A 19,510-nucleotide genomic window follows, 5' to 3' on the forward strand; every position below is an offset into this window, starting at 1 on the left:
GCGGGCGGGCTTCGGAGTTGTCCGCTGATTCGCGAGTGGTGGGTCGCGTTTTGGCGGACGGGTTGGGGGTGATGGTCACTGGCGGTGGTGAGGGCTGTGGTCCGGCGGGCGGGCTTCGGAGTTGTCCGCTGATTCGCGAGTGGTGGGTCGCGTTTTGGCGGACGGGTTGGGGGTGATGGTCGCCGGCGGTGGTGAGGGCTGTGGTCCGGCGGGCGGGCTCCCGACTTGTCCGCTGATTCGCGAGTGGTGGAGCGGACCGTCCCCGACCACACAGGTCCTGCCCGGTACCAGGCTGGTCGGGACGCCCCGGAGCCCCGGCCAGGGTTCCTGCCGGATCGGCGACCAGGGTTCCTGCCGGGTTGGCGGAACCGATCTGGGAGGTCGGCGGTCCGGCAGGTCCGGGAGCGCCCGGGGTTCGGGCTGGATGGCGAAGCGGTCGGGGAGATCCGGGGCGCGCGGCGACCTCGAGGCGACCGCCTCAGAGCGGGCCGGTGCCGAGGCCGGCGTCGCGGGCGCGGGCTACCGCCTCGGCCCGGTCGGCGACGTGCAGCTTCGTGAAGACGTTGGAGACGTGGTTGCGCACGGTCTTGTCGGACAGGTGCAGGCGGCGGGCGATGGCCGGGTTCGTCAGGCCGTGCGCGACCAGGTCCAGGATCTCCCGCTCCCGGTCCGTCAACTCGGGGAACGGCGCCGGCGTCGTCCGGCCACCCCGGGCGAACCAGGCCAGCACCCGGCTCGCTATCGCGGCGCTGAAGACCACCTCGCCGGCGGCGACGGAGCGCAGCGCGCGGGCGATCTCCTGACGGTCGGCGCCCTTGAGCAGGTAGCCACGGGCACCGGCGCGCATCGCGGCGAACACCGAGTCGTCGCCGTCGAGCATCGTCAGGACGAGGACCGACACGTCGGGATGTTCGGCGACGATCCGCCGGGTCGCGTCGATGCCGTTGGTGCCGGGCATGTGCAGGTCCATCATCACGACGTCGGGCGCGAGCCGCCCGACCGCCTCGACGGCCGCGTCGCCGTCGCCGGCCTCGCCGACCACCTCGACGTCGGGCATCGTCTCCACCGCGATGGTGAGCCCCTCGCGGAACAGCGGGTGGTCGTCGACCACGAGAACACGCACGCCTGCCTCACCCTTCTGCCGGAGACATCGCGTCTACCGGGGACGTCGCGCCTGCCGGAGGCATCGTGTCTACCGGGGACGTCGCGCCTGCCGGGGGCGCCGTGTCTGCCGGGGGCATGGCTCCTGCCGGGGGCGCCGTGTCTGCCGGGGAGATGGCCCCTGCCGGGGGCATCGCTTCTGGCATGGTCGCCTCCGCCGGGAGCACCGCCGTGACCCGCGTGCCGCTTCCGGCCGGGCCGGGGCCGATCTCGAAGGCGCCGCGCAGCTCGTCGACGCGTTCCCGCATGGATCTCAGGCCCAGCCCGGCGCCCTCGGCCGCGCCCGCCGCGCCCGCCGCGCCCGCCGCGCCGGCGGCGTGGTCCGGGCCGGGAAGGCCCGCGCGGGCAAGGCCCACGCCGTCGTCGGTGATCTCGACGCGCAGCCCGGCCGGGATCCTGGCCAGGCGCACGGTCACCTCGGACGGCGCGGCGTGCCGGACCGCGTTGGTCAGCGCCTCGGCGGCGATCCGGTAGGCGGCGACCTCGGTCGCCGCGGGCAGCTCGCCGAGGTCGGCGGCGGCGACGTGGACCCGCAGGCCGGGCCCGGCGAACCTGCCGGCGAGCTCGCGGACGGCCGGGCCGAGCCCGAGGTCGTCGAGCGCCGGCGGGCGCAGCCCGTGGACGAGGGCGCGTACGTCGTCGACGGCCTCGCGCAGCCGGGGAACCACCCGGTCGAGGATGCGCCCGGCCGCCGCCGGGTCGTCCGGGAGCAGGTCGCGCGCGGTCTCCGCCTGCAGCGCGGACGCGGCGAGCACCGGGCCGAAGCCGTCGTGCAGCTCCCGGTGGAGCCGGCGGCGCTCCTCCTCCCGGGCGTTGACCAGCTGCTCGCGGGAGCGGCGCAGGTCGCGGGCGAGGGCGACGGTGTGCAGCGCGACCCCGGCGTTGCGGGCGACGTCGGCGAGGCGCCGGCGCTCGGCGGAGCGCAGCCCGCCCGGGCGGTGCGCGAGCAGCAGCGTCCCGACCGGCGTGCCCGCGTACTCCAGCGGGATCCGCTCGACCTGGTGGGCACCGGCGGCCGGCGGCGCGACGCCGTGCTCGATGGTCTCGCCGCCGCCGACCTCGATCGCGGCGTACGGGAGGCGCAGCGCGCCGGCCACGGCGGCGGCGAGCTCGGGCAGGACGCGCCGGCTGACCGTGCCGGCGTCCTCGGCGGCCCGCAGCCGGGCGCCGACCAGGCTCAGCACGGCGTATGGGTCGTGGGCGTCGCCGAACACCAGCCGGTTGGCCTGGGCGCGCAGCCAACGGGCGAGCGGCTCGACGAACACGGCGACGAGCGCGGTCGCGACGAGCGGCGCCCCGGTGGTCCGGCCGAGCAGCCCGCCGAGGACGCCCACGCAGGCCGCGTAGCAGGCGCCGACGGCGACGGTCAGGGCCGCGTAGGCCAGCGCCCGGCTCACCAGCAGGTCGACGTCCCACAGCTGGTAGCGCAGCACCGCCACGAGGCAGGCCGCCGGCAGCGGGAGCATCGCGAGCGCGGTGAGGACCGGGCCCAGCCAGAAGCCGGCGGCGAACAGAGCCACCGAGGCGCCGAGCCCGAGCAGGATCCAGCGGACCTGGCGCCGCTGCCGTTCCGCGCCGGCCGCGCCCGGCCGCGCTCCGGTGTCCCGGATGTCCGGGGCGCGCCCCGCCGAGCCCGCCGGCCCCGCCGGCCCCGCCGGCCCCGCCGGCCCCGCCGGGCTCGCCGGGCTCGCCGGGCTCGCCGGGCCTGACGGTTCCGCGGAGCCCATCGAACCCTCCGACCCCATCGGCTCCGCGGAACCCACCGAGCCCACCGAGCCCGCCGGGCGTCCGCGGCCGCGGTGCCACAGCGACCAGAGCGCGGCCAGCGCCGTCGCCACGGTGAGAACGGCCAGCGGCGCCGTCACCCAGGTGGACTGGGCCCAGCCGGCGGCGGTCGGGTTACGGATGCCGTGGCGGGCGAGCGCGGGGGCGAACGACTCGTAGGGGGTGGCGGCCGCCTGCGCGGTGAAGCCGGCGACGGCGAGCCCGGCCGCGGCGAGCGTCCACCGGGCGCGCCGTGACGGCGGGCGGCCTTCCGGCAGCACCATCGGCAGCACGGTGACCGTGCCGATCACGGCGATCATCCAGGAGGCATTGCCCGCCCACATCGCGGCCCGCGCGGCGGCGGTGGTCTGGGCGGGGGCCGGCCCGGGGGCGGCGAGCTGGTGGACCAGCCAGCCGGGGCCGGCGAGCGCGATGGCGTGGGCGAGTCCGAAGGCCAGCAGCAGCCAGCCGACCGGCAGGCGGGGCCGCCGGGCCGCGAGCCATCCGCCGAGCAGCCCGTACCCGAGCGCGGCGGTCGCGCTGGACAGCCACCAGGCCATGACCTCGTCCGCCGGCGGTGTGCCCAGGGCGGCGACCGTCAGGCGGGCGCCGACGGCGACGAGCGCGGCCGTCAGCCCGGTCCCGAGGACCGCGACGGCCGGCGCGACTCGGCGAGCGGCCGAGGAAGCACCCCGCATCAGCCGATCGTGTCCGAGCGGCCGGGAGCTGTCACGGGACGCCATGTCCCGACCTGGACTGGCCACCCCAGGCGCCGAGATCTACCACCGGGAAGAGAGAAAGGCCGGGGCGGCGGCCCGCGAAACAGCGGACAAGTCGGAGGTCTGCCCCAGCCTTGGCTCTGACCTGCCCGGGTCGCCACCGCCCTCGGACCTGTCCGGCAAGGCGCGACCCAGGGACCGCGTTTTGCCGGACAGGTCGTGAGCGATGGCCATCGGTGATGGTTGAGGTCGAGGCTGGGGGAGTGGCTCCCGGCTTGTCCGTTGATTCGCGACCCAGAACTCGCGATTCAGCGGACAAGTCAGCAGTCCGACCGGCCTCGTTCAGGGCGTTCGGCGGCCGGGAAACCGAAAAGCTGGAGTGGCGGGCCCGGACCGACGGTGCTGGTGGTCCGAACCGCCACCCCAGCTCCGAAGGGTGGGCGGCGGAAAGGCTAGGAGCGGCTGCTGCGGGCCATCTTGATGGTCTTCTCGAGTTGGTCGCGGTCGACCTCCGCGACCCGGCCGTTCGTGGAGACCGTGGGGATGTGACCGCCGTTGAGGACCAGGTCGGTGGTGTGCCGCAGGCCCATGTCCTTCTGCTCGACGTCGAGGATGGCGTCCTCGACCCGGTAGAGCTTCTCGACCTTGGCCACCTTGGCCTCGACCTGGGCGGCGACGACGCGCAGCCGGCGCTCGGCCTTGGCGAGCCGGCGCTCGAGGCGCCGGTCCCGCCAGGTCGGCAGCGGGTCGTCGCGCTCCATCGGGTCGTGCAGGAAGAGCTCGACGCCGAAGCCGACCAGCGGGATCAGGCCCTGGAAGAACAGCAGCGAGGGGTTGGGCTCGGCCTCGCCGCCGAGGCGGACGCCGATGGCGGCGATCATCAGCGACAGGAAGATGATCGCGGTGAGCCAGAGCGCGAGCGGCGACGACTTCGAGTCGACCAGCTGTGGGCGGATCGACGGGTCGACGTAGATCCGGTTGTTGTCGGCGGCCGAGAGGAACTGGCGCTGGGCGCGGGACAGGATCGAGCCCTTGACAGCGTGCGCGAGGGTGTAGCCGCAGAAGAACACGGCGAGACCGATGACGCCGCCCGTCGCCCAGCCGATGCCGTACTCGTCCGCGTCGATCACCGTCGCGTACGCCTGGGCGAACACGTTGAAGTCGACCGCCGCGATCAGGAACAGCACGGCGAGGCGGGCGCCCTTGGACATGTGCATCTGGGGAATGCGTTCCTGCACACCCACGCTGCGCCACAGCCGGGCCTGCTCGACCTTGTAGCGCATCAGCTCGGTCATCCGCTCGCGCCGCTCCGCGCGGGCGTCGATCTCGGTGCGCAGCTCGGCGATGAGCTCCTCGAGGGCGCGGGCGTCGGCCCGGGTCGCGGCCCGGATTTCCTGGATCTCCGCGTCCTCGAGGGTCTTGAGAACCTTGGGACGGGTTTCCGCGCCCGCCAGCGCCACGTCGGCGTCCCCGACCCGGCGGATCAGCTGCTTGGCCAGCTTTCCTGGCGCCTTACCCCTGCGCAGCACCTGGGTCTCGCTTTCCGTGTCTTCTCGTGCCTGTCTCGATGGTCTTCGGGGCCGTGGCGTTGGCCGCGGCCGGTGTGCTGGGCCGTCGGGGGGAAGCGGCCTGGGTGGGGACGGGGCGGGCGGGTCTTCGGGTGCTCATGGCGGGCCGGCCGGGGGTCGCCGCGCTCAGTCGATCGGGCGGGAGTAGCTGCCCGCGAGAAAGCAGAGCATCGCGAAGATCCCACCGATGACAGGGGCGATGACCGCCGAGTTCCCCTGGTTCTCGCCGCTCGCGAACACCGCGGTGAGAATCAGGGCGAGCAGGCCCACGAAGGCGGAGACCGCGCCAATCAGGAACCGGCGGTGGATGGTGTCCCGCGGCGGGAGCTCGGACAGAGCGTCGATCGGCGCGATGAGGCCGGCCCGGGCCCTGTTGCCGATCCGCCGGCGGATGTCGCGCAGCCGGAACGTGTTGCCGGAGAGGAAGAAGCCGATCGCGGTCACGAAGATCGAGCCGGCGACGGATACCCGGATGGTCGAGGCCGGCGGGAGCGTGATCCACAGGAAGACGACGACCGCCACCATCGCGACCATGCAGATGAGGATGACGGCCGTGGAACGCACGAGCGCGGGCGCGTAGTGCTGATCGCGCGACTCGCTGAAGGCGCCGCCCCGCTGCTTCTTCGCCGCCGCCGGAGTGGAGGCGACGAACGCGCCCTGCCCGCCGGTCTCGGAGCTCGGCCGCACTGGCTGGTCGTAGATGCTCATGCCGGTTCCTCCGGTCGATAGACCCGCGAATGCGGGCCGCTGGCGGCGCGGATGGCGGTCCACGCCGCGCCGTTCTTGGCCGGGTGAGCCCGCGGATAAGCACCCTCGGAGGCGCGGGCGTGCAGCTTCATCGCTCCTCCTCCGCTCGCCGGAGGCAATACGGCGCACAGACGTGAGACTGGGCAGAGCCGGCTTGGGCCCTGATGCGTCCCGCGCTGGCCCGGTGCCGCCGGGCGTCGACCGGATTCCCCGACGGCAAGGCCGCGTGGGGTCGCCCCGACGGGCGTCCCCACGCGGCTCGTGGCGGCCGCGCCGCGGCTAGCTGCAGTCACTGCTCAGCCGCCGGCATAGCTCGTCTCTCAGGTATCGGGCGAGCTCCTGCTGAGGAGGGGTGAGGTTGCCCTGGTTCATGCCGATGAAATGGATCTTCGCGTCGTCGACCACGCTGATCTGCGACGCGGAGAAGCACCGGGTGACAAGGGCCTCGGCGACCTGCACGGAGGCCTCCTTGTCGTCCACGTTCAGGCAGTCGTCCCGCTGCCCGGTGCCGAGCAGGTCGCTCCACACCACGACCGTGACCTCGCCGATCCGCACACCCGGGGTGGACCGCAGCGACTGCACGTCGTCGTTGATGGCGGCGAGCAGGCTCGTCGCGCTGCCCGAAGCGCTGACGGAGGTCTGCTGGACGATGTGGTCGATCTCGGTCTGCAGGGCCTCGCCGCCGGCCTCGCGGTCCTTCATCTCCCGCGTGTCGTTGGTGCGGTCGACGAGGTAGGGCGCGTCCCCGGAGAAGCACGGGTCGGTCCTGAGCTCCGTGCCCGCGCCGCCGCTGGAGATCAGCTTGACGTACCCGCCCTCGGCGAGCGCGGTGTCGAGGTAGGGCCGCAGGGCCTGCGAGACCTGCTGCGCCGTCGTGGGCGAGTTGCCCGACAGGTCGAGCAGGAAGAGCAGCAGGGGCAACGCCTCGTCGTTGGCCTCCTCGTCCTGGTAGATCGAGCAGTCGCTGGCCTTCTGACCGGTGATGCTGCTCAGGTCACAGGCGGCGAGCGCCGGCACGAGGGCGAGCAGACCCGCGAGGGCCAGGGCAAGCCGGCGAAGCGGTCGGGGGGCGCCGAAGGTGCTCACTTGAGGACGATCTCCACCTTGCGCTTGGTCGAGTCGGGCACGTTGTCCTCCGAGCCCTCCTCGCCCATCCCGATGGGCTCCAGCATCGACTCGGGCACGCCTCCCTGGATGAGCAGCTGCTCGACGGCCTTCGCGCGCCGCAGCGACAGGTCCTCGTTGAAGCCGGCGTCGCCGAGGCCGTCGGTGTAGCCGAGGATCTCGACGTCCCCGTCGTGAACCTTGATCGCCGGTATGACCTTCTCGATGGCCGTGACCGCCTCCGGGCGGAGCTGGTCGCTGCCCGCGTCGAACAGGTAGTCGGCGCTGACGGACGACACCTGGCTGCCGTCGGCCAACCTGATGAACTGGCCCAGCGAGGGAAGCTCGCCAGCGATGACGTTTGGCCTGGCGCGTGTGCCTGGAGCGGCCGGGGTGAAGTCGTCACCGCTGCTGGAGGAACATCCGGCCGCCACGGCGGCGAGCGCGCCGGCCACCAGCAGGGTGGCGGTGGCGCGCATGCGGACCACCGGGATGTGTCGCCTCTTGGGCGTTTCATCCCGGGTGGAGAGGTTGGCGTGATACACAGACAGCCCCTAACGGCGAATGCGGGGCCAAACATAACGGGGCAAGATGGCTGGACTGCGACCAGGCCGCTCCGTTGCGCACCAAGTGGGACATGACCGTCTAGCGTTGATAAATCGGCACCCGCGGTTGCGGGGGTCACCTGGCGACGGCGCGCGACCAACCGCTACTACTTGCGACCGCACGCAACCAACTGGTGCCCGGCGCAACCCTTGGTGATGGCTGGCACCCATAGGTGACGGGGGCGGCGGTCCGGAGCCGCCGGGAGGAGCCGGCCCCGGCCTCCCGCGTCGGCCCGGCGGCCAGCCGCCCGCGGGCGCCGAAGCGCCGGTCCTGTCGCCGCCGGGACCTTTGGCCTTGCTGGATCGCCGAACGCCCACGACCGTCACCACCCGCCCCCCGCCGCGCTCCTGGCCGGCGGCGGCGGGCAGCCACCCGGCCGGCCCGGCTCAGGCCCGTACCGCGGATCCGCGGATCCTCACCGTGACCGCCGCCAGGGGCGGTCAGCGCGGCTTCGCGGTGACGAAGATGGCGGTGGAGGGGAGGTAGTAGCCCCGGACCGGCCCCCACTGGCCCCAGACCTGGTCGTTGTCGTCCGGCCACTCCGGCTCGACGACGTCCAGCAGCACCAGCCCGGCGGCGACGATCTCGCGTACCCGGTCGCCCATCGTGCGGTGGGTCTCGACGTAGGCGGGCCGGCCGTCGTCGTCGCGCTCCACGTAGGCCCGCCGGTCGAAGTAGCTCTGCACCACCCGCATCCCGCGCTCGTCCGGCTCGTCGGGCAGGCACCAGATCATGGGGTGGTTCGTGGAGAACACCCAGCGCCCGCCGGGCCGCAGCACCCGGGCGACCTCGCGCATCACCGCCCCGCTGTCCGCGACGAACGGCACCGCGCCGAACGCCGAGCAGGCGAGGTCGACGGACTCGTCGGCGATCGGCAGGGCGGTCGCGTCCGCCTGGGCGAGCGCGACCTCGATCCCGGCGCGCCGCCCGAGCGCGACGCCGTGCGCGAGCTGGCCCGCGGAGAGGTCGACGCCGAGGACGTGTGCCCCCCGCGTGGCCAGCCAGCGGGCGCACTGCGCCGCGCCGCAGCCGACCTCGAGCACCCGCAGGCCGGCCACGTCGCCGAGCAGCCCAGCCTCCGACTCGCGCAGCCCCTCCGGGCTCCAGCAGAAGTCGACGTCGCCGAGGAACTCGCCGTGCTCGCGCTGGTACTCGGCGGACGCGTCCTCCCAGTAGCGCCGGCTCGCCGCCCGCGCGGTCGGCTCGTCGACCTCCTCGTACCGGACGAGGCCCGCGTCGGTGTCGCTCACAGGATCAACTCTGCCCGACCGGGCACGGACGACCGCGCACGAGGTCAGTTCTGCACGACGGCGGCGCCGATGACGGCGCGGTCGCCGGCGACGCTGACCGGGGTGTAGACGACCTCGTGGCCGCCTTCGGTGTCGACGTACCGGCCGCGGCGGCTCTCGCCGACGAACCGGGCCCGGCCCTCCAGCGACCCGGTGCGCACCTCGCGGTCCGCCGGCCCGAACGGCCCCGTGCCCGACAGGCCCGAACCGGTGGCCATCGGGGTCGCGTAGATCCGGACGATGGCGCCGGGCACGCTCGTCCAGCGCAGCACCGTGCCGCCCAGGGTCGCGCGGCTCTCCAGGTCCCGCACGGCCCGCGGGCGAGGGACCGCGGTGACCGTCACCTCGGCGCAGCCGGACGGGTCGAGCGCGCCGCCGGTGATCGGCGGCGCGACCCACACCCGGTAGCGGTAGGTGGCGCCCGGCTGGACGTCGGTGTCGACGTGCTGCCCGCCGGAGCCGCGCAGGCGGCGCATCGCGCCCTGGAAGGACGACGACTGGTCGAAGGTGCGCTCGATGACGACCTCGTCGTGGCCCGGGATCGGGCGCCAGGACAGCGCCACCGCGTCGCCGGCGAGATCGGCGCGCAGCGCGGTGATCCGCGGCAGCACGGTCCGCGGCAGCGTGCTGACCGGCTTCGACGCGGCCGGCGAGTCCAGGCCGGTGCCGCCGGTGCTCTGGCCGACGGCGTCCCGGTAGAGGGCCACGACCTCGTGCCGGAAGGGCACCCCCTTGGGGACTCCGGCGTCGAACAGCTCGGTGACCCCGGTGGTGCCGAGGCCGCGGGGCCGCCAGCCGCCCGGGGCGGCCGGGTCGGAGATCAGGCGGGACACCCGGTAGACGACGCCGGGTGTGGGCGACGGCGCCCAGCGCAGCGCGATCGCGCCGTCCTCCTCGACCGCGGTCAGCTCCGCCGGCGGCACGGGGCGGGCGCGGGTGCCGGCCAGGGCCGGGTCCGGCGGCGCGCCCAGGTCGGCGCCCGCGGCCGGCGCCTGGCCGGCCGTCGGCGTGGCCAGCCCCGCCGCCGCCTCCTGGGCCGTCCCGGACACCCGGCTTCCCGGAGCGGCGGGCGCCGCCGCGCGGGCGCGCGTGGCCTCCTGGATCCGTCGCGGCGTGGCCATGGTGGCCCCGAGGTCCACCTCCGCGCCCAGGGCGTGGATCGCGTCCAGGAAGATCCGGTGCGCCTCGCCCGGCCGCGGCCGGGCCTTCGGGTCCTTCGCCAGCAGGCCGAGCAGAGCGTCGGTGATCGGCCCGGCATTGTGCGGCGGAGGGGCCGGGGCGAGCACGATGGCCGCGAGCATCGCGCTGAAGCTTTCGCGCGCGAACGGGGCCTGTCCTTCTACAGCGAAGTAAAGAGTGCCGCCGAGACTGAAAAGGTCGGCTTCCAAAGTTGCGGGCTCGTTGTTGAGCCGTTCTGGCGCCATGTAGAGCGGCGTGCCGATAACACCCGTTACGGTCAGTGTCGGGTCACCATCGCCGGTCGCGATCCCGAAGTCGGTCAGCACGATCCGGCCGTCGTGCGCCATGAGCACGTTGGACGGCTTCACGTCCCGATGCATGATGCCGAAGTCGGCGGCGGCGGCGAGCGCGTCGACCATCGCGAGGCCGATCCGGGCGACCTCCGCCGGCGGCAGCGGGCCGTCCTGGCGGACCACGTCGAACAGCGACCGCGACGGGACCAGCTCCATGACGATCCAGGGCAGGCCGTTCTCCAGGACGACGTCGAGGATCGTCACGACGTGCGGGTGCGCGCGCAGCTTGGTCGCGTGCCGGGCCTCGCGCAGCGCGCGTTCCACCCGCTCCGCGCGCTCCTCGTCCGGCACCCCGCCGGCGAACTCGATCTCCTTGAGCGCGACCTCGGCGTCGAGCAGCTGGTCGAACGCGCGCCAGACGGTCCCCATCGCGCCCGCGCCCAACGGAGCGAGCAGCCGGTAGCGACCCGCCACTACTCGGTTTGCGACTGGCCCGGCCGTCACGTCACCCCCACAACGCCCTCGGAACGTCGGTGCCCTCGGAACGTCGGCCGCCGCGGGCGTGAAGAGCGAGCACTGGGCGTCCCCTCCGGCCACGAGCGGGACTTCCCCGGTCATTTCATCATCCCGGATGGCTATCCGGGCAGGCATCCTCAACAGCTTCTCGCGCCCGGGGCCAGGCCTTGTCGGCGCCCGCCATATCCACCCGACTCAACTCGGCTGGGGGCACTTTGCGGAATGGTGTGGTCACGGCTAGCTGTCACGGGCTCACCGCGCGGATCCGCCTCGAACGGCCCGCGTCACCTTCGTCGGCCCATGGTGGGCGCGAATCCCGCCGGCCGTCCGTGACCGGGCACGTGCCGTCGCCCGACGCCGGAAATCGCCCGCGCCCGCGGCCGCCGTCACCCGCGGGACGTCGCCGACGACGCGCGGCGCTCGGAAAGCGGCTGTCGGGAAGTTGTCAGCGCGGCCGGCCGCCTCGGCCGAGCCGCGCCTGCGGGCGGCGCCCGGTTCGACGCGTGCTTCCCGCCGGCGTGACATCGGGGCTGCCGTGACGTCCGGGGCCGGCGTGACGTCCAGGGCGGGCGTGACGTCCAGGGCGGGCGTGACGTCCAGGGCGGGCGTGACGTCCAGGGCGGGCGTGACGTCCGGAAGGACGTTCTCCTGGCCCGGCCGTTCCTGGCCGGGCCGTACGCGGGAGGGACGCTTCCTGGGCGGGCCCCGCGTGAAGGACGACTCCGCCGGCCTCGCGTGCCGGCGTCGCGGTGGAGTTCCTCAGGCTCGGAAGGTCTCGCCCCACAGGGCGACGCCGCCGGGCTTCTCCACCGGGAGACGCCCGGTCAGCCCGGTGACCAGCTCGACCAGCTCCGCGCGGTTGTGCGCGGGGCCGACGATGACGGCGTCCGGCGACAGATCCTCGTAGGCCCGGCGCAGGCCGGGCAGGGCCAGCGCCTGCGCGGCCGTCAGGCTGCCCTCCTCGACCCGCAGCAGCGCGGTCGTCAGCGGGCTGGGATCGCCGTGGAACTGCGCCCCGCCGTTCGGCCCGGGCACCGTGCAGTAGCAGCCGGGCAGGTCGAACCGGAATCCCGCCCTGGCCTGCCAGAGCATCGCGTCCGGGACGTCCGGGCGAGGGTAGGGCGCGACCAGCACCGTCGACCCGCGTGGGATCACCTCGACGGCCGCGGTCGTGAAGAACTCGGGTGAGCGCAGCGGCTCCGCGCGCATCGGCGCGGGGACCAGCGGGACCAGGACGGCCGCGGTCAGCAGCGCCACGGCGGCCTGGCGCCGCCACGGCCGGGACCGATGCTGGTCGAGCCAGATCGCCAGCGCCAGCCCGGCGAACAGGGTCAGGTAGAGCGACAGCCGGGACGCCAGCGCGCTGCCGATCAGCGGCAGCTGCTCGACCAGCGCCCAGGGCAGCCACACCCCGGTGATCCGGCCGTCGACGTGCAGGCGGCCGCCGAGCGAGAGCACCGCGACGAGGACGAACAACGGGGTGAGCACCCGGACCAGCCCGTCCCTGCGCAGCCGGACGGCGAGCACCGCGAGCAGCGCGAGCAGCGGCACGCCGAAGTAGGCGCTGACCTCCACCGGGCTGCCGGTGAACCGCAAGCTGTGGGCCAGCGCCCGGTCAGGCGCCAGCCACTGCATCGTGGTGGGGATCGCGAAGGTGAACAGGTCGGAGACGGCCACGTCATGGGGCTGGATCGCGCCGTCGACCCGCTGCGGCCCGGCGAGCTGGACCGCCAGCGGCCAGGCCAGCAGCACGCCGGCCACCAGCGCGCACCAGCCCAGCGCCCGCGCGAGTGAGCCCACGGCGGCTGGCACCGCGCTCGGGGCGCGGGCCGCGAGGATCAGCAGGCCCAGCGCGCCGACCAGCGCGGAGGTCGCCACCAGCTCCTCGCCGATGAGCATCTGCGCGGCGACGGCGAGGCCCAGCAGCACACCCGTGCGCCGCGGCGCGCGACGGCCCGTCAGCAGGTCGTGGAGCAGCACCAGCAGCAGCGGCGGGAACGGCGCGAAGGTCAGGTGCAGGTGGCCGAACGACGCGCCGATCATGTACGGGCTGAAGCCGTAGAGCAGGCCGGCCACCGCCGCCGGCCAGAACGCCACGAAGCGGCGGGCGGCGCCGTACATGGCGATCGCCGAGACCGCCAGCGCCAGCGCCAGCAGCGTGTTGAACGCGGCCACCGGGCCGGCGAGCAGCGTGATCGGGGTAACCAGGACGGCGAGCAGCACCACCGGGGTGCTCCACAGGATGTTGACGCCGTCCGGGAAGTTGATCGCGTCGGTGACGAACGGGTTCATCCCGTGGCCGAGGGCATGCGGAACCCAGCCCATGTACCAGGAGAACAGCGTCGCGTCCGAGACGCCGTAGCCGCGGCCGTCCGGGTCCTGCCATAACGAACGCAGCAACAGCGCGGCGAGCGCCAGGTAGCCGACGAACAGCAACGGCCAGCGGGGCATCCGGCGCGGCTCGCGCCGCCGGTGCCCGGCCCGGCCGGCCGGCGTCTCGTCCGGCTCGGCCCCGAGGGCGGCGCGGCTGGGCGCGGAACCGGCGGATTCGGGACCGTCGTGCCTGGGATCGTCGGGTCCGGGACGCTCGGGTCCGGGACGCTCGGGCTCGAGAACAGGGGCCGCGTCGAGGCGGGAGCCATCGGCGGCGGGACGTTCGTAGGTCGCGGACACGTCACCCCCAGGCCGGTCCGAGGCAGCCCTCGGCGCGCCGTCAGCCACGACGCGTTCTGAGGACTTTACCCTTAATGGAACTTTCGTCGCTTTGGGTGAGCTGACTGGCCAAACCGCCGCGCCCCGGCCTCGGCCAGGCCCAGGACGTGGGGTTTCGCCGCGCTCCTGGTTCTTCCGCCGGGGCCGCGCGACGGCGGCGAGACCTCGCGCGGCGGGAGACCGCTCCAGGACCATTTACCGTGGATCTTGGCCGGGGTGCTCGACCGCCGATTCGCGTACACATCAGACGATCGAGAGCCGTCGGCGGACCCGCGGCTTCCTTGATCGCCAGACGTGCGCGCGGTCCGGCGATTTCTGTCCGTTTTATCCCCTTGAATTCCGTACAGATCTGGTGATCTACGAGCGGACCGGACCGGGGACGGGCTGAAGATCGATGCTGGTTGTGTGCGCGGATCGGCGTTCCGGGACCCGCGCGCGAGATCCAGAAGAAGCGCCCTAAGCGGCCTCGGATCCCTCCGAGTGCCACTCGGCCGTCAGGGCGTGCCAGTCGCGGTAGCGGGCCACCTGGTAGGCGGGGGCGATGACCCGTCGCGGGTCGAGAACGGCGACGGGGTAGCCGAGCTCGGCGCGCAGGCCACGCTCGCCGACGATGATCCGTCCGCCGAGGCGGACGGCGCCGACCACGATCGGCAGTCTCGTCCACCGGGGACGCGCGGCGGCGGTGAGCGTCGCGGGGTCGCGCCAGGCGTACAGCCCGCAGACGCACCCCGGGTCCGGGGCGCCGCCCCAGACCGTTCCCGCCCCGGCCTCGGCGCCGCCAGGCTCGGGACCGGAACCGCTCTCGAAACCAGAACCGCCCTCGAAACCGGGCCCGCGCTCGAGATCAGGACCGGGCTTGGAACCGGGTCCGCCCTCGTCACCGGGTCCGCGCCGGGCATCGGGTCCGCGCTGGGCATCAGGGCCGCGCTCGTGCCCAGGGCCGACGGCGAGCGCCGGGCCTTGGACGGGAGCGGAGGCCTGGCGACCGCCGTCGGCCCCGTGCGGGCGGCGCAGGCAGTGCGCGCGGGTGATCCCGTCCGGGCGCCACAGCAGCAGCTCCGGCGGGAAGGGGGACCACGGCGTCCAGGCCGGCCGGAGCAGGCCGTCGCGGTCGACGGCCCACTGCCGCCATCCCAGCAGGCTCATCGCCCGCGGGCCGCCGAGCTGTCGACGCCGGGCGGGACGGGCGCGAAGGGCCCCGGCGATCCGCGCGAGATCGTCGAGGCGGATGCCCCGGCCCGGGCGCCGGCGGGAACCGGCTCGGCCGGCTCGGGCGCCGGAACCGTGAGTGGTTCCTCGTCCGGCCAGGAGATCGGCTCGTCCTCGACGATGCGCTCCGGCTTGCCGATGTCACCCATGGATCCAGGGTCGGCGCTGGTAGCGAGTTGGTCAATCCTTGGGGCAGGGGGCCGAGAGCCTCTGGACGGGGCGTCGAGGACTGGTCCGGCCCTCCGCGCGCCGCCGCCGCCGCCGGGTGCTCACCGGCCGCCGAGCGCGGGCGGCCGGCCACGGGAACGGTCGCACCGATGGCGCGCCACCGGTGTGGCCGGGAGCTGGGCCCGGCCGGGAAGTCCTGGGGGAGAGGGCTGGCGCCCGATGTCGGGGCGCGGTGCCGGGGCGCGGTGCCGGCCGGCGTTGACCAGCCGGCGCTCGGGGGCGGCCGCCCGACGGCGCGCGGGTCGCCGGCGCGTGGGCCGACGGCGTGTGCCGCCGTGGGAACCGGCCCATCCCTGGCCCGCGCCGGGTCGCGCTGGTTGGATTTTCCGCTCCCAGTCGTTATTACCCGACTGGCAATGTTCTCCAGATGTCCCTTCATTGTGTTCAAGGTGTGACATGGAATGCCTCGCCACCATTCCAATAACTATTGGAAGTTAGTTTCCTTAGAAATACCTGTGACGCATCTGGCTGGCTCCTCCTCGGCCGGCACGGGCGGGAAGTGGGGCGGAGGTTCGCGTGACGACAGCGGCAAGCTCGGCGTCGGCGACGGGACGCACCCAGGTACCGCCGCTCGGCGCGGACGAGGTGGAAGGCAACATCGTCGACCGGTTCCGGCTCGTCGCGAGCCTTTGCTCGGACGCGGAGGCCGTCCGCTCGCCGCGCGGCTCACTGACCTTCGGCGAGCTGGACAGGTGGTCGGACGAGCTGGCCGACCGGCTGCTGGACGGGTCCGCGGCGGCCGAGGAAGCCGACCGCCCCGTCGCGCTGCTGCTGGGGCACGAGCCCGCCGCCGCCGTCGCGATGATCGCCATTCTCAAGGCCGGCCGGCCGTTCGTCCCGCTCGACACGCACCTGCCGAGCGAGCGCCTCGCCACGATCCTGGAGCTGGCCGGCGCCACGGCGTGCGTCGTCGCCGGCCCGGATGCCGGCTACGGCGTCGGCGGCATGGGCGGGCTGCCCGACGGGACCGAGACGGCCCCGGACCCGGGCGGCCTGCTCCCACGGTGGGTCGAGCCGGTCCCGGTCGGCCGCCGCCCGAAGGCCGGCTTCGCGACCGGCCCGCGCGCCGCCGAGGCGGCCCCGTCCGGTGCCGCCGCACGCGCTCCCGGGCGGGCCGGCGCCGCCACGCGTGCCCCCAGGCGGGCCGGCGCCGACCCGGCGATCCTGATCTTCACCTCGGGCTCGACCGGGGTTCCCAAGGGCGTGGTCTGGAACCACGACACCTTCCTGTACCACCATCTGCTCTTCCAGAACGCCCTCGCCTTCGGCCCCGAGGACCGCAAGGCGCTGGTGCTGCCGCTCAGCTTCATCTCCGGCGTCGGCGTCCTGCTGCGCTGCCTCGTGGCCGGAGCGGTCGTGTCGATGTACGACCCACGGGTACGCGGCCTGCGCGACCTGCCCGGATGGCTGCGCGCCGAGCGCCCGACCATCCTGGTCGTGACCCCGTCGCTGCTGCGGGGCGCGATGGGCGCGCTGGAGCCGGGTGAGGTCCTCGAGGACCTGCGCTTCGTCCAGACCGTCGGCGAGGCGCTCTACTCCCGCGACGTGCGCCTCGCGCTCGAACACCTGCCCGCGGGCGGCCGGGTGGTCACCACCTACGGCTCGTCGGAGTCGGGGCTCGTGACGCTCGGCATGCTCGGCGCCGGTGACGAGCTGCCGGACGGCGGCGTCGTCTCCGCCGGCCGGCTGGTGCCCGGCAAGGAGGTGCGGCTGCTCGCCGAGGACGGCGCGGACGCGCCCGCCGGCGAGGCCGGCGAGATCGTCGTCCGCAGCGACTACGTGGCCGGCGGCTACTGGCGTAACCCGGAGCAGACCGCCACCCGTTTCGGGGTCGACGAGGCCGGCAGCCGTTTCTACCGGACCGGCGACTACGGCAGGTTCGGGGCCGACGGCGCGCTGCGGATCACCGGCCGCCTCGACGGCATGGTGAAGATCCGTGGCTACCTGGTGGAGCCGATCGAGGTCGAGGCGACCCTGCTCGCCGCCGACGAGATCGCCGACGCGGTCGTGACGGCGGACAAGGCGGCCGACCCGCCCAGGCTGGTCGCCTACGTGGTGCCCTCGCCGCTGTCCCGCCCGTCGGCGTCCTCCATCCGCCGCCTGCTTCGTTCCCGGCTGCCCGCGTACATGGTCCCGTCGACGATCGTCACCATGACGACGCTGCCGCGCACCGAGCGTGGCAAGGTCGACCGGCTGGCGCTGCCACCGGCCCCGCCGGCGCTCGCCGGCGACCCGCCCAGCGGCAGCTGGGAGGAGGCGGTCGCCGCGCTGTGGGCGCGGGTGCTCAACCTGGAGGCGGTCGGCGTCCACGACGACTTCACCGAGCTCGGCGGCGACTCGCTCGCCGCGCAGGAGGTCGCCGCCCGGATGGCCGGCGAGCTGAAGGTGCGGCTGCCGACGTCGGCGCTCGCGCAGGCTCCGACGGTCGCCGAGCTGGCCGTGCTCGCCGCCAGGGCCACCGCCGAGACCGACTCGCTGCGCCACCCCGACGTGCTGCCGCTGCGCACCGGCGGGACCGGCACCCCGCTGTTCTGCTTCGCCGGCGCGGGCGGGCTCGCGGTCGGGATGCTGGGGCTGGCCGCGCGCTTCGACGGCGAGCGACCGGTCTACGGGATGCAGGCGCACGGGATCGAGCACCGGGGGATCCCGGACTGGACCGTCCGTGGGGCCGCCCGGCGGCACGCCCACCACATCCGGCTGCTCCAGCCGGAGGGCCCGTACCTGCTGCTCGGGCACTCCTTCGGCGGCCTGGTCGCCTTCGAGACGGCGCGGCAGCTGACGGCGGCCGGCGAGCGGGTGGGCCTGCTGACGCTGGTCGACACCGCGCCGCCCAGGCCGATCCGTCTGCCCTGGAAGGGCGAGGCCGGGTCGTCGGGCCCGACGGGGGCCGCCGACTGGAGCCAGCCGGTCCTGGCCCAGGAACCGGACGGAAGCGAAAGCGGGAACGGCCGATGGAGCGCGCCGCTCGTGCTGGCCAGCCGCGCCGCGCAGCTTGCCCGGCTGCCGCTGACCGGCTTCGTCCGGTTCGCCGGGAAGGTCCAGTACGACGCCTTCTACAACCAGGGTCGTGTCGTGTCGATGGTCTACCGCCCGGGGCCGTGGGACGGGCGGGCGCTGCTCTGGCTGGCCGCGCCCGACGCGGTCGACACCGGCCCGCGCCCGGTCCCGGCCGTGTGGGCGCCGCTGCTCACCGGCGGGCTGGCGGTCTCCCGCACCGTGGTCGGCAACCACGACAGCGTGCTGCGCGAGCCGCTCGTCGGTGAGCTCGCCGACGACATCCGGCGCCAGCTCTCCCAGCTCGAAGACGTCACCTAGCCGCTTCACCTAGCCGCGTCACCCGGCCGTGTCGCCCTGGCTGTGTCGCCTGGCCGCGTCGTCGCCTGGCCGCGTCGCCCGGCCGTGCGCGGGCCGCGATCGCGGGTTGGTTGACCGCGCCCGAAGGGCGCCGGACGCTGGTCGGGTGAAGGTGCGGATTGGCGTGGGGTTCGCCGGGGTGCCTGGAGAGGCGCTGTCCGGTCTGGTCAAGAAGGTCGCCCAGCTCGACATCGACTCGCTGTGGTTCTCCGAGCAGGTGTCCATGGCGACCGTCGACCCGATGGTCGGGATGTCCTGGGCGCTGGCGCGCACGAACCGGCTCAAGGTCGGCACCGGCGTCGCCGTGCTGCCTGGCCGCAACCCCGCGCTGTTCGCCAAGCAGCTCGCCTCGCTGGCGTCGCTCGCGCCTGGGCGGGTGCTGCCGGTCGTCGGGCTGGGGCCGGCGCGCGCCGCGGAACGCAGCGCCTTCCCGGTGCCGCCGGGCCGGCGCGGCGCGGTGTTCGACGAGGCGCTGACGGTCGTGCGCCGGCTGCTGTCCGAAGAGTCCGTCACCCACGACGGCGAGTTCTTCCAGCTCGACGCCATCGGGATCGGCGAGCGCCCGGCCCGCCCGCTGGACCTGTGGCTCGGCGGCGCGACCCCGGTGGCGCTGCGCCGGATCGGCCGGCTCGGCGACGGCTGGCTCGCGAGCCTCGTCACCCCGGCCGAGGCCGCGGCCGGCATCGACGCGATCAACACCGCCGCGGCCGAGGCGGGCCGCGCCGTCGACCAGGAGCACTTCGGGCTCAGCCTGCGGGTCGCCTTCAAGGAGCCGCCGGCCGCCCAGCTCGCGGCCATCCAGGCCCGGCGGCCGGACGCCGACCCCGGAGTGTTCGTCCCGGTCGGCTGGGACGCCGCCCGGGCGGTGATCGCCGACTTCGTCGCCGCCGGTGTCAGCAAGTTCGTGATCTACCCAGCCGTCCCGCCCGAGGGCCTGCCCGCCTTCCTGGACGCGTTCGTCCCCGAGCTGACGCCCCTGCAGACCTAGGGCCAATGCCGTTGCGTTAGGTGGTTGCGGGTGGGCACGCCCTCTGAGGGTGGTGGCGATGGCCGGGAGCGTG

Annotated in this window: 14 protein-coding genes; 2 read left to right on the top strand and 12 right to left on the bottom strand. The window is 74.4% G+C overall.

The genetic code is table 11. The features are described from left to right. Positions 1–478: 478 nt before the first annotated feature. From I6A81_RS00640 to I6A81_RS00690, 12 genes are all read right to left on the bottom strand, one after another. Positions 479–1,123, bottom strand: a complete 645-nt coding sequence (locus I6A81_RS00640) for a response regulator (protein WP_203005767.1) — start codon at positions 1,121–1,123, stop codon at positions 479–481. 7 nt (positions 1,124–1,130) lie between these two features. Then, positions 1,131–3,623, bottom strand: a complete 2,493-nt coding sequence (locus I6A81_RS44625) for a sensor histidine kinase (RefSeq protein WP_285222633.1) — start codon at positions 3,621–3,623, stop codon at positions 1,131–1,133. A 473-nt stretch (positions 3,624–4,096) separates the two neighbouring features. After that, the gene (locus I6A81_RS00650; protein ID WP_203005768.1) at positions 4,097–5,173 is read right to left on the bottom strand and encodes a hypothetical protein; all 1,077 of its coding nucleotides are present in this window, start codon (positions 5,171–5,173) and stop codon (positions 4,097–4,099) included. A 165-nt stretch (positions 5,174–5,338) separates the two neighbouring features. After that, positions 5,339–5,920: a hypothetical protein gene (locus tag I6A81_RS00655; protein ID WP_203005770.1), complete on the bottom strand. Its 582-nt coding sequence runs from the start codon at positions 5,918–5,920 to the stop codon at positions 5,339–5,341. Beyond that, the gene (locus I6A81_RS44630) at positions 5,917–6,051 is read right to left on the bottom strand and encodes a hypothetical protein (protein WP_285222632.1); all 135 of its coding nucleotides are present in this window, start codon (positions 6,049–6,051) and stop codon (positions 5,917–5,919) included. The genes I6A81_RS00655 and I6A81_RS44630 overlap by 4 nt, the downstream gene beginning before the upstream one ends. Before the next feature lie 187 nt (positions 6,052–6,238). Continuing rightward, a complete protein-coding gene (locus I6A81_RS00660; protein ID WP_203005771.1) occupies positions 6,239–7,045 on the bottom strand; it encodes a hypothetical protein in 807 nt (268 codons plus the stop codon). Beyond that, complete coding sequence (locus I6A81_RS00665) at positions 7,042–7,542, bottom strand: OmpA family protein (RefSeq protein WP_238430194.1); 501 nt, start codon at positions 7,540–7,542, stop codon at positions 7,042–7,044. Before I6A81_RS00665 ends, I6A81_RS00660 begins: the two co-directional genes overlap by 4 nt. A 567-nt stretch (positions 7,543–8,109) precedes the next feature. Continuing rightward, positions 8,110–8,919 carry a class I SAM-dependent methyltransferase gene (locus I6A81_RS00670; protein ID WP_203005774.1) on the bottom strand — a complete coding sequence of 270 codons (810 nt, stop codon included), beginning with the start codon at positions 8,917–8,919 and terminating at the stop codon, positions 8,110–8,112. 44 nt (positions 8,920–8,963) lie between these two features. Next, positions 8,964–10,859 carry a protein kinase domain-containing protein gene (locus I6A81_RS00675; protein ID WP_238430204.1) on the bottom strand — a complete coding sequence of 632 codons (1,896 nt, stop codon included), beginning with the start codon at positions 10,857–10,859 and terminating at the stop codon, positions 8,964–8,966. An 846-nt stretch (positions 10,860–11,705) separates the two neighbouring features. Continuing rightward, a complete protein-coding gene (locus I6A81_RS00680; RefSeq protein WP_203005778.1) occupies positions 11,706–13,619 on the bottom strand; it encodes a hypothetical protein in 1,914 nt (637 codons plus the stop codon). A gap of 495 nt (positions 13,620–14,114) precedes the next feature. Continuing rightward, entirely contained in the window at positions 14,115–14,804 is a 690-nt protein-coding gene (locus I6A81_RS45355) for a hypothetical protein (RefSeq protein ID WP_407661225.1), read from the bottom strand. After that, positions 14,801–15,016, bottom strand: a complete 216-nt coding sequence (locus tag I6A81_RS00690; RefSeq protein ID WP_203005783.1) for a hypothetical protein — start codon at positions 15,014–15,016, stop codon at positions 14,801–14,803. The genes I6A81_RS45355 and I6A81_RS00690 overlap by 4 nt, the downstream gene beginning before the upstream one ends. Positions 15,017–15,611: 595 nt before the next feature. On the opposite strand from I6A81_RS00690, the gene I6A81_RS00695 reads away from it, so the two are divergent. Together I6A81_RS00695 and I6A81_RS00700 are read left to right on the top strand one after the other, a co-directional pair. Beyond that, positions 15,612–18,410 (top strand): AMP-binding protein, encoded by a 2,799-nt coding sequence (locus I6A81_RS00695; protein WP_203005780.1) that lies wholly within the window; start codon positions 15,612–15,614, stop codon positions 18,408–18,410. A gap of 145 nt (positions 18,411–18,555) precedes the next feature. Further along, positions 18,556–19,437, top strand: coding sequence for a TIGR03854 family LLM class F420-dependent oxidoreductase (locus tag I6A81_RS00700; RefSeq protein WP_203005782.1), 882 nt, complete (start codon positions 18,556–18,558; stop codon positions 19,435–19,437). Positions 19,438–19,510 lie beyond the last annotated feature (73 nt).

Origin of the sequence: Frankia nepalensis (assembly GCF_016786325.1) — a bacterium.
Classification (GTDB): Bacteria; Actinomycetota; Actinomycetes; order Frankiales; family Frankiaceae; genus Pseudofrankia; species Pseudofrankia nepalensis.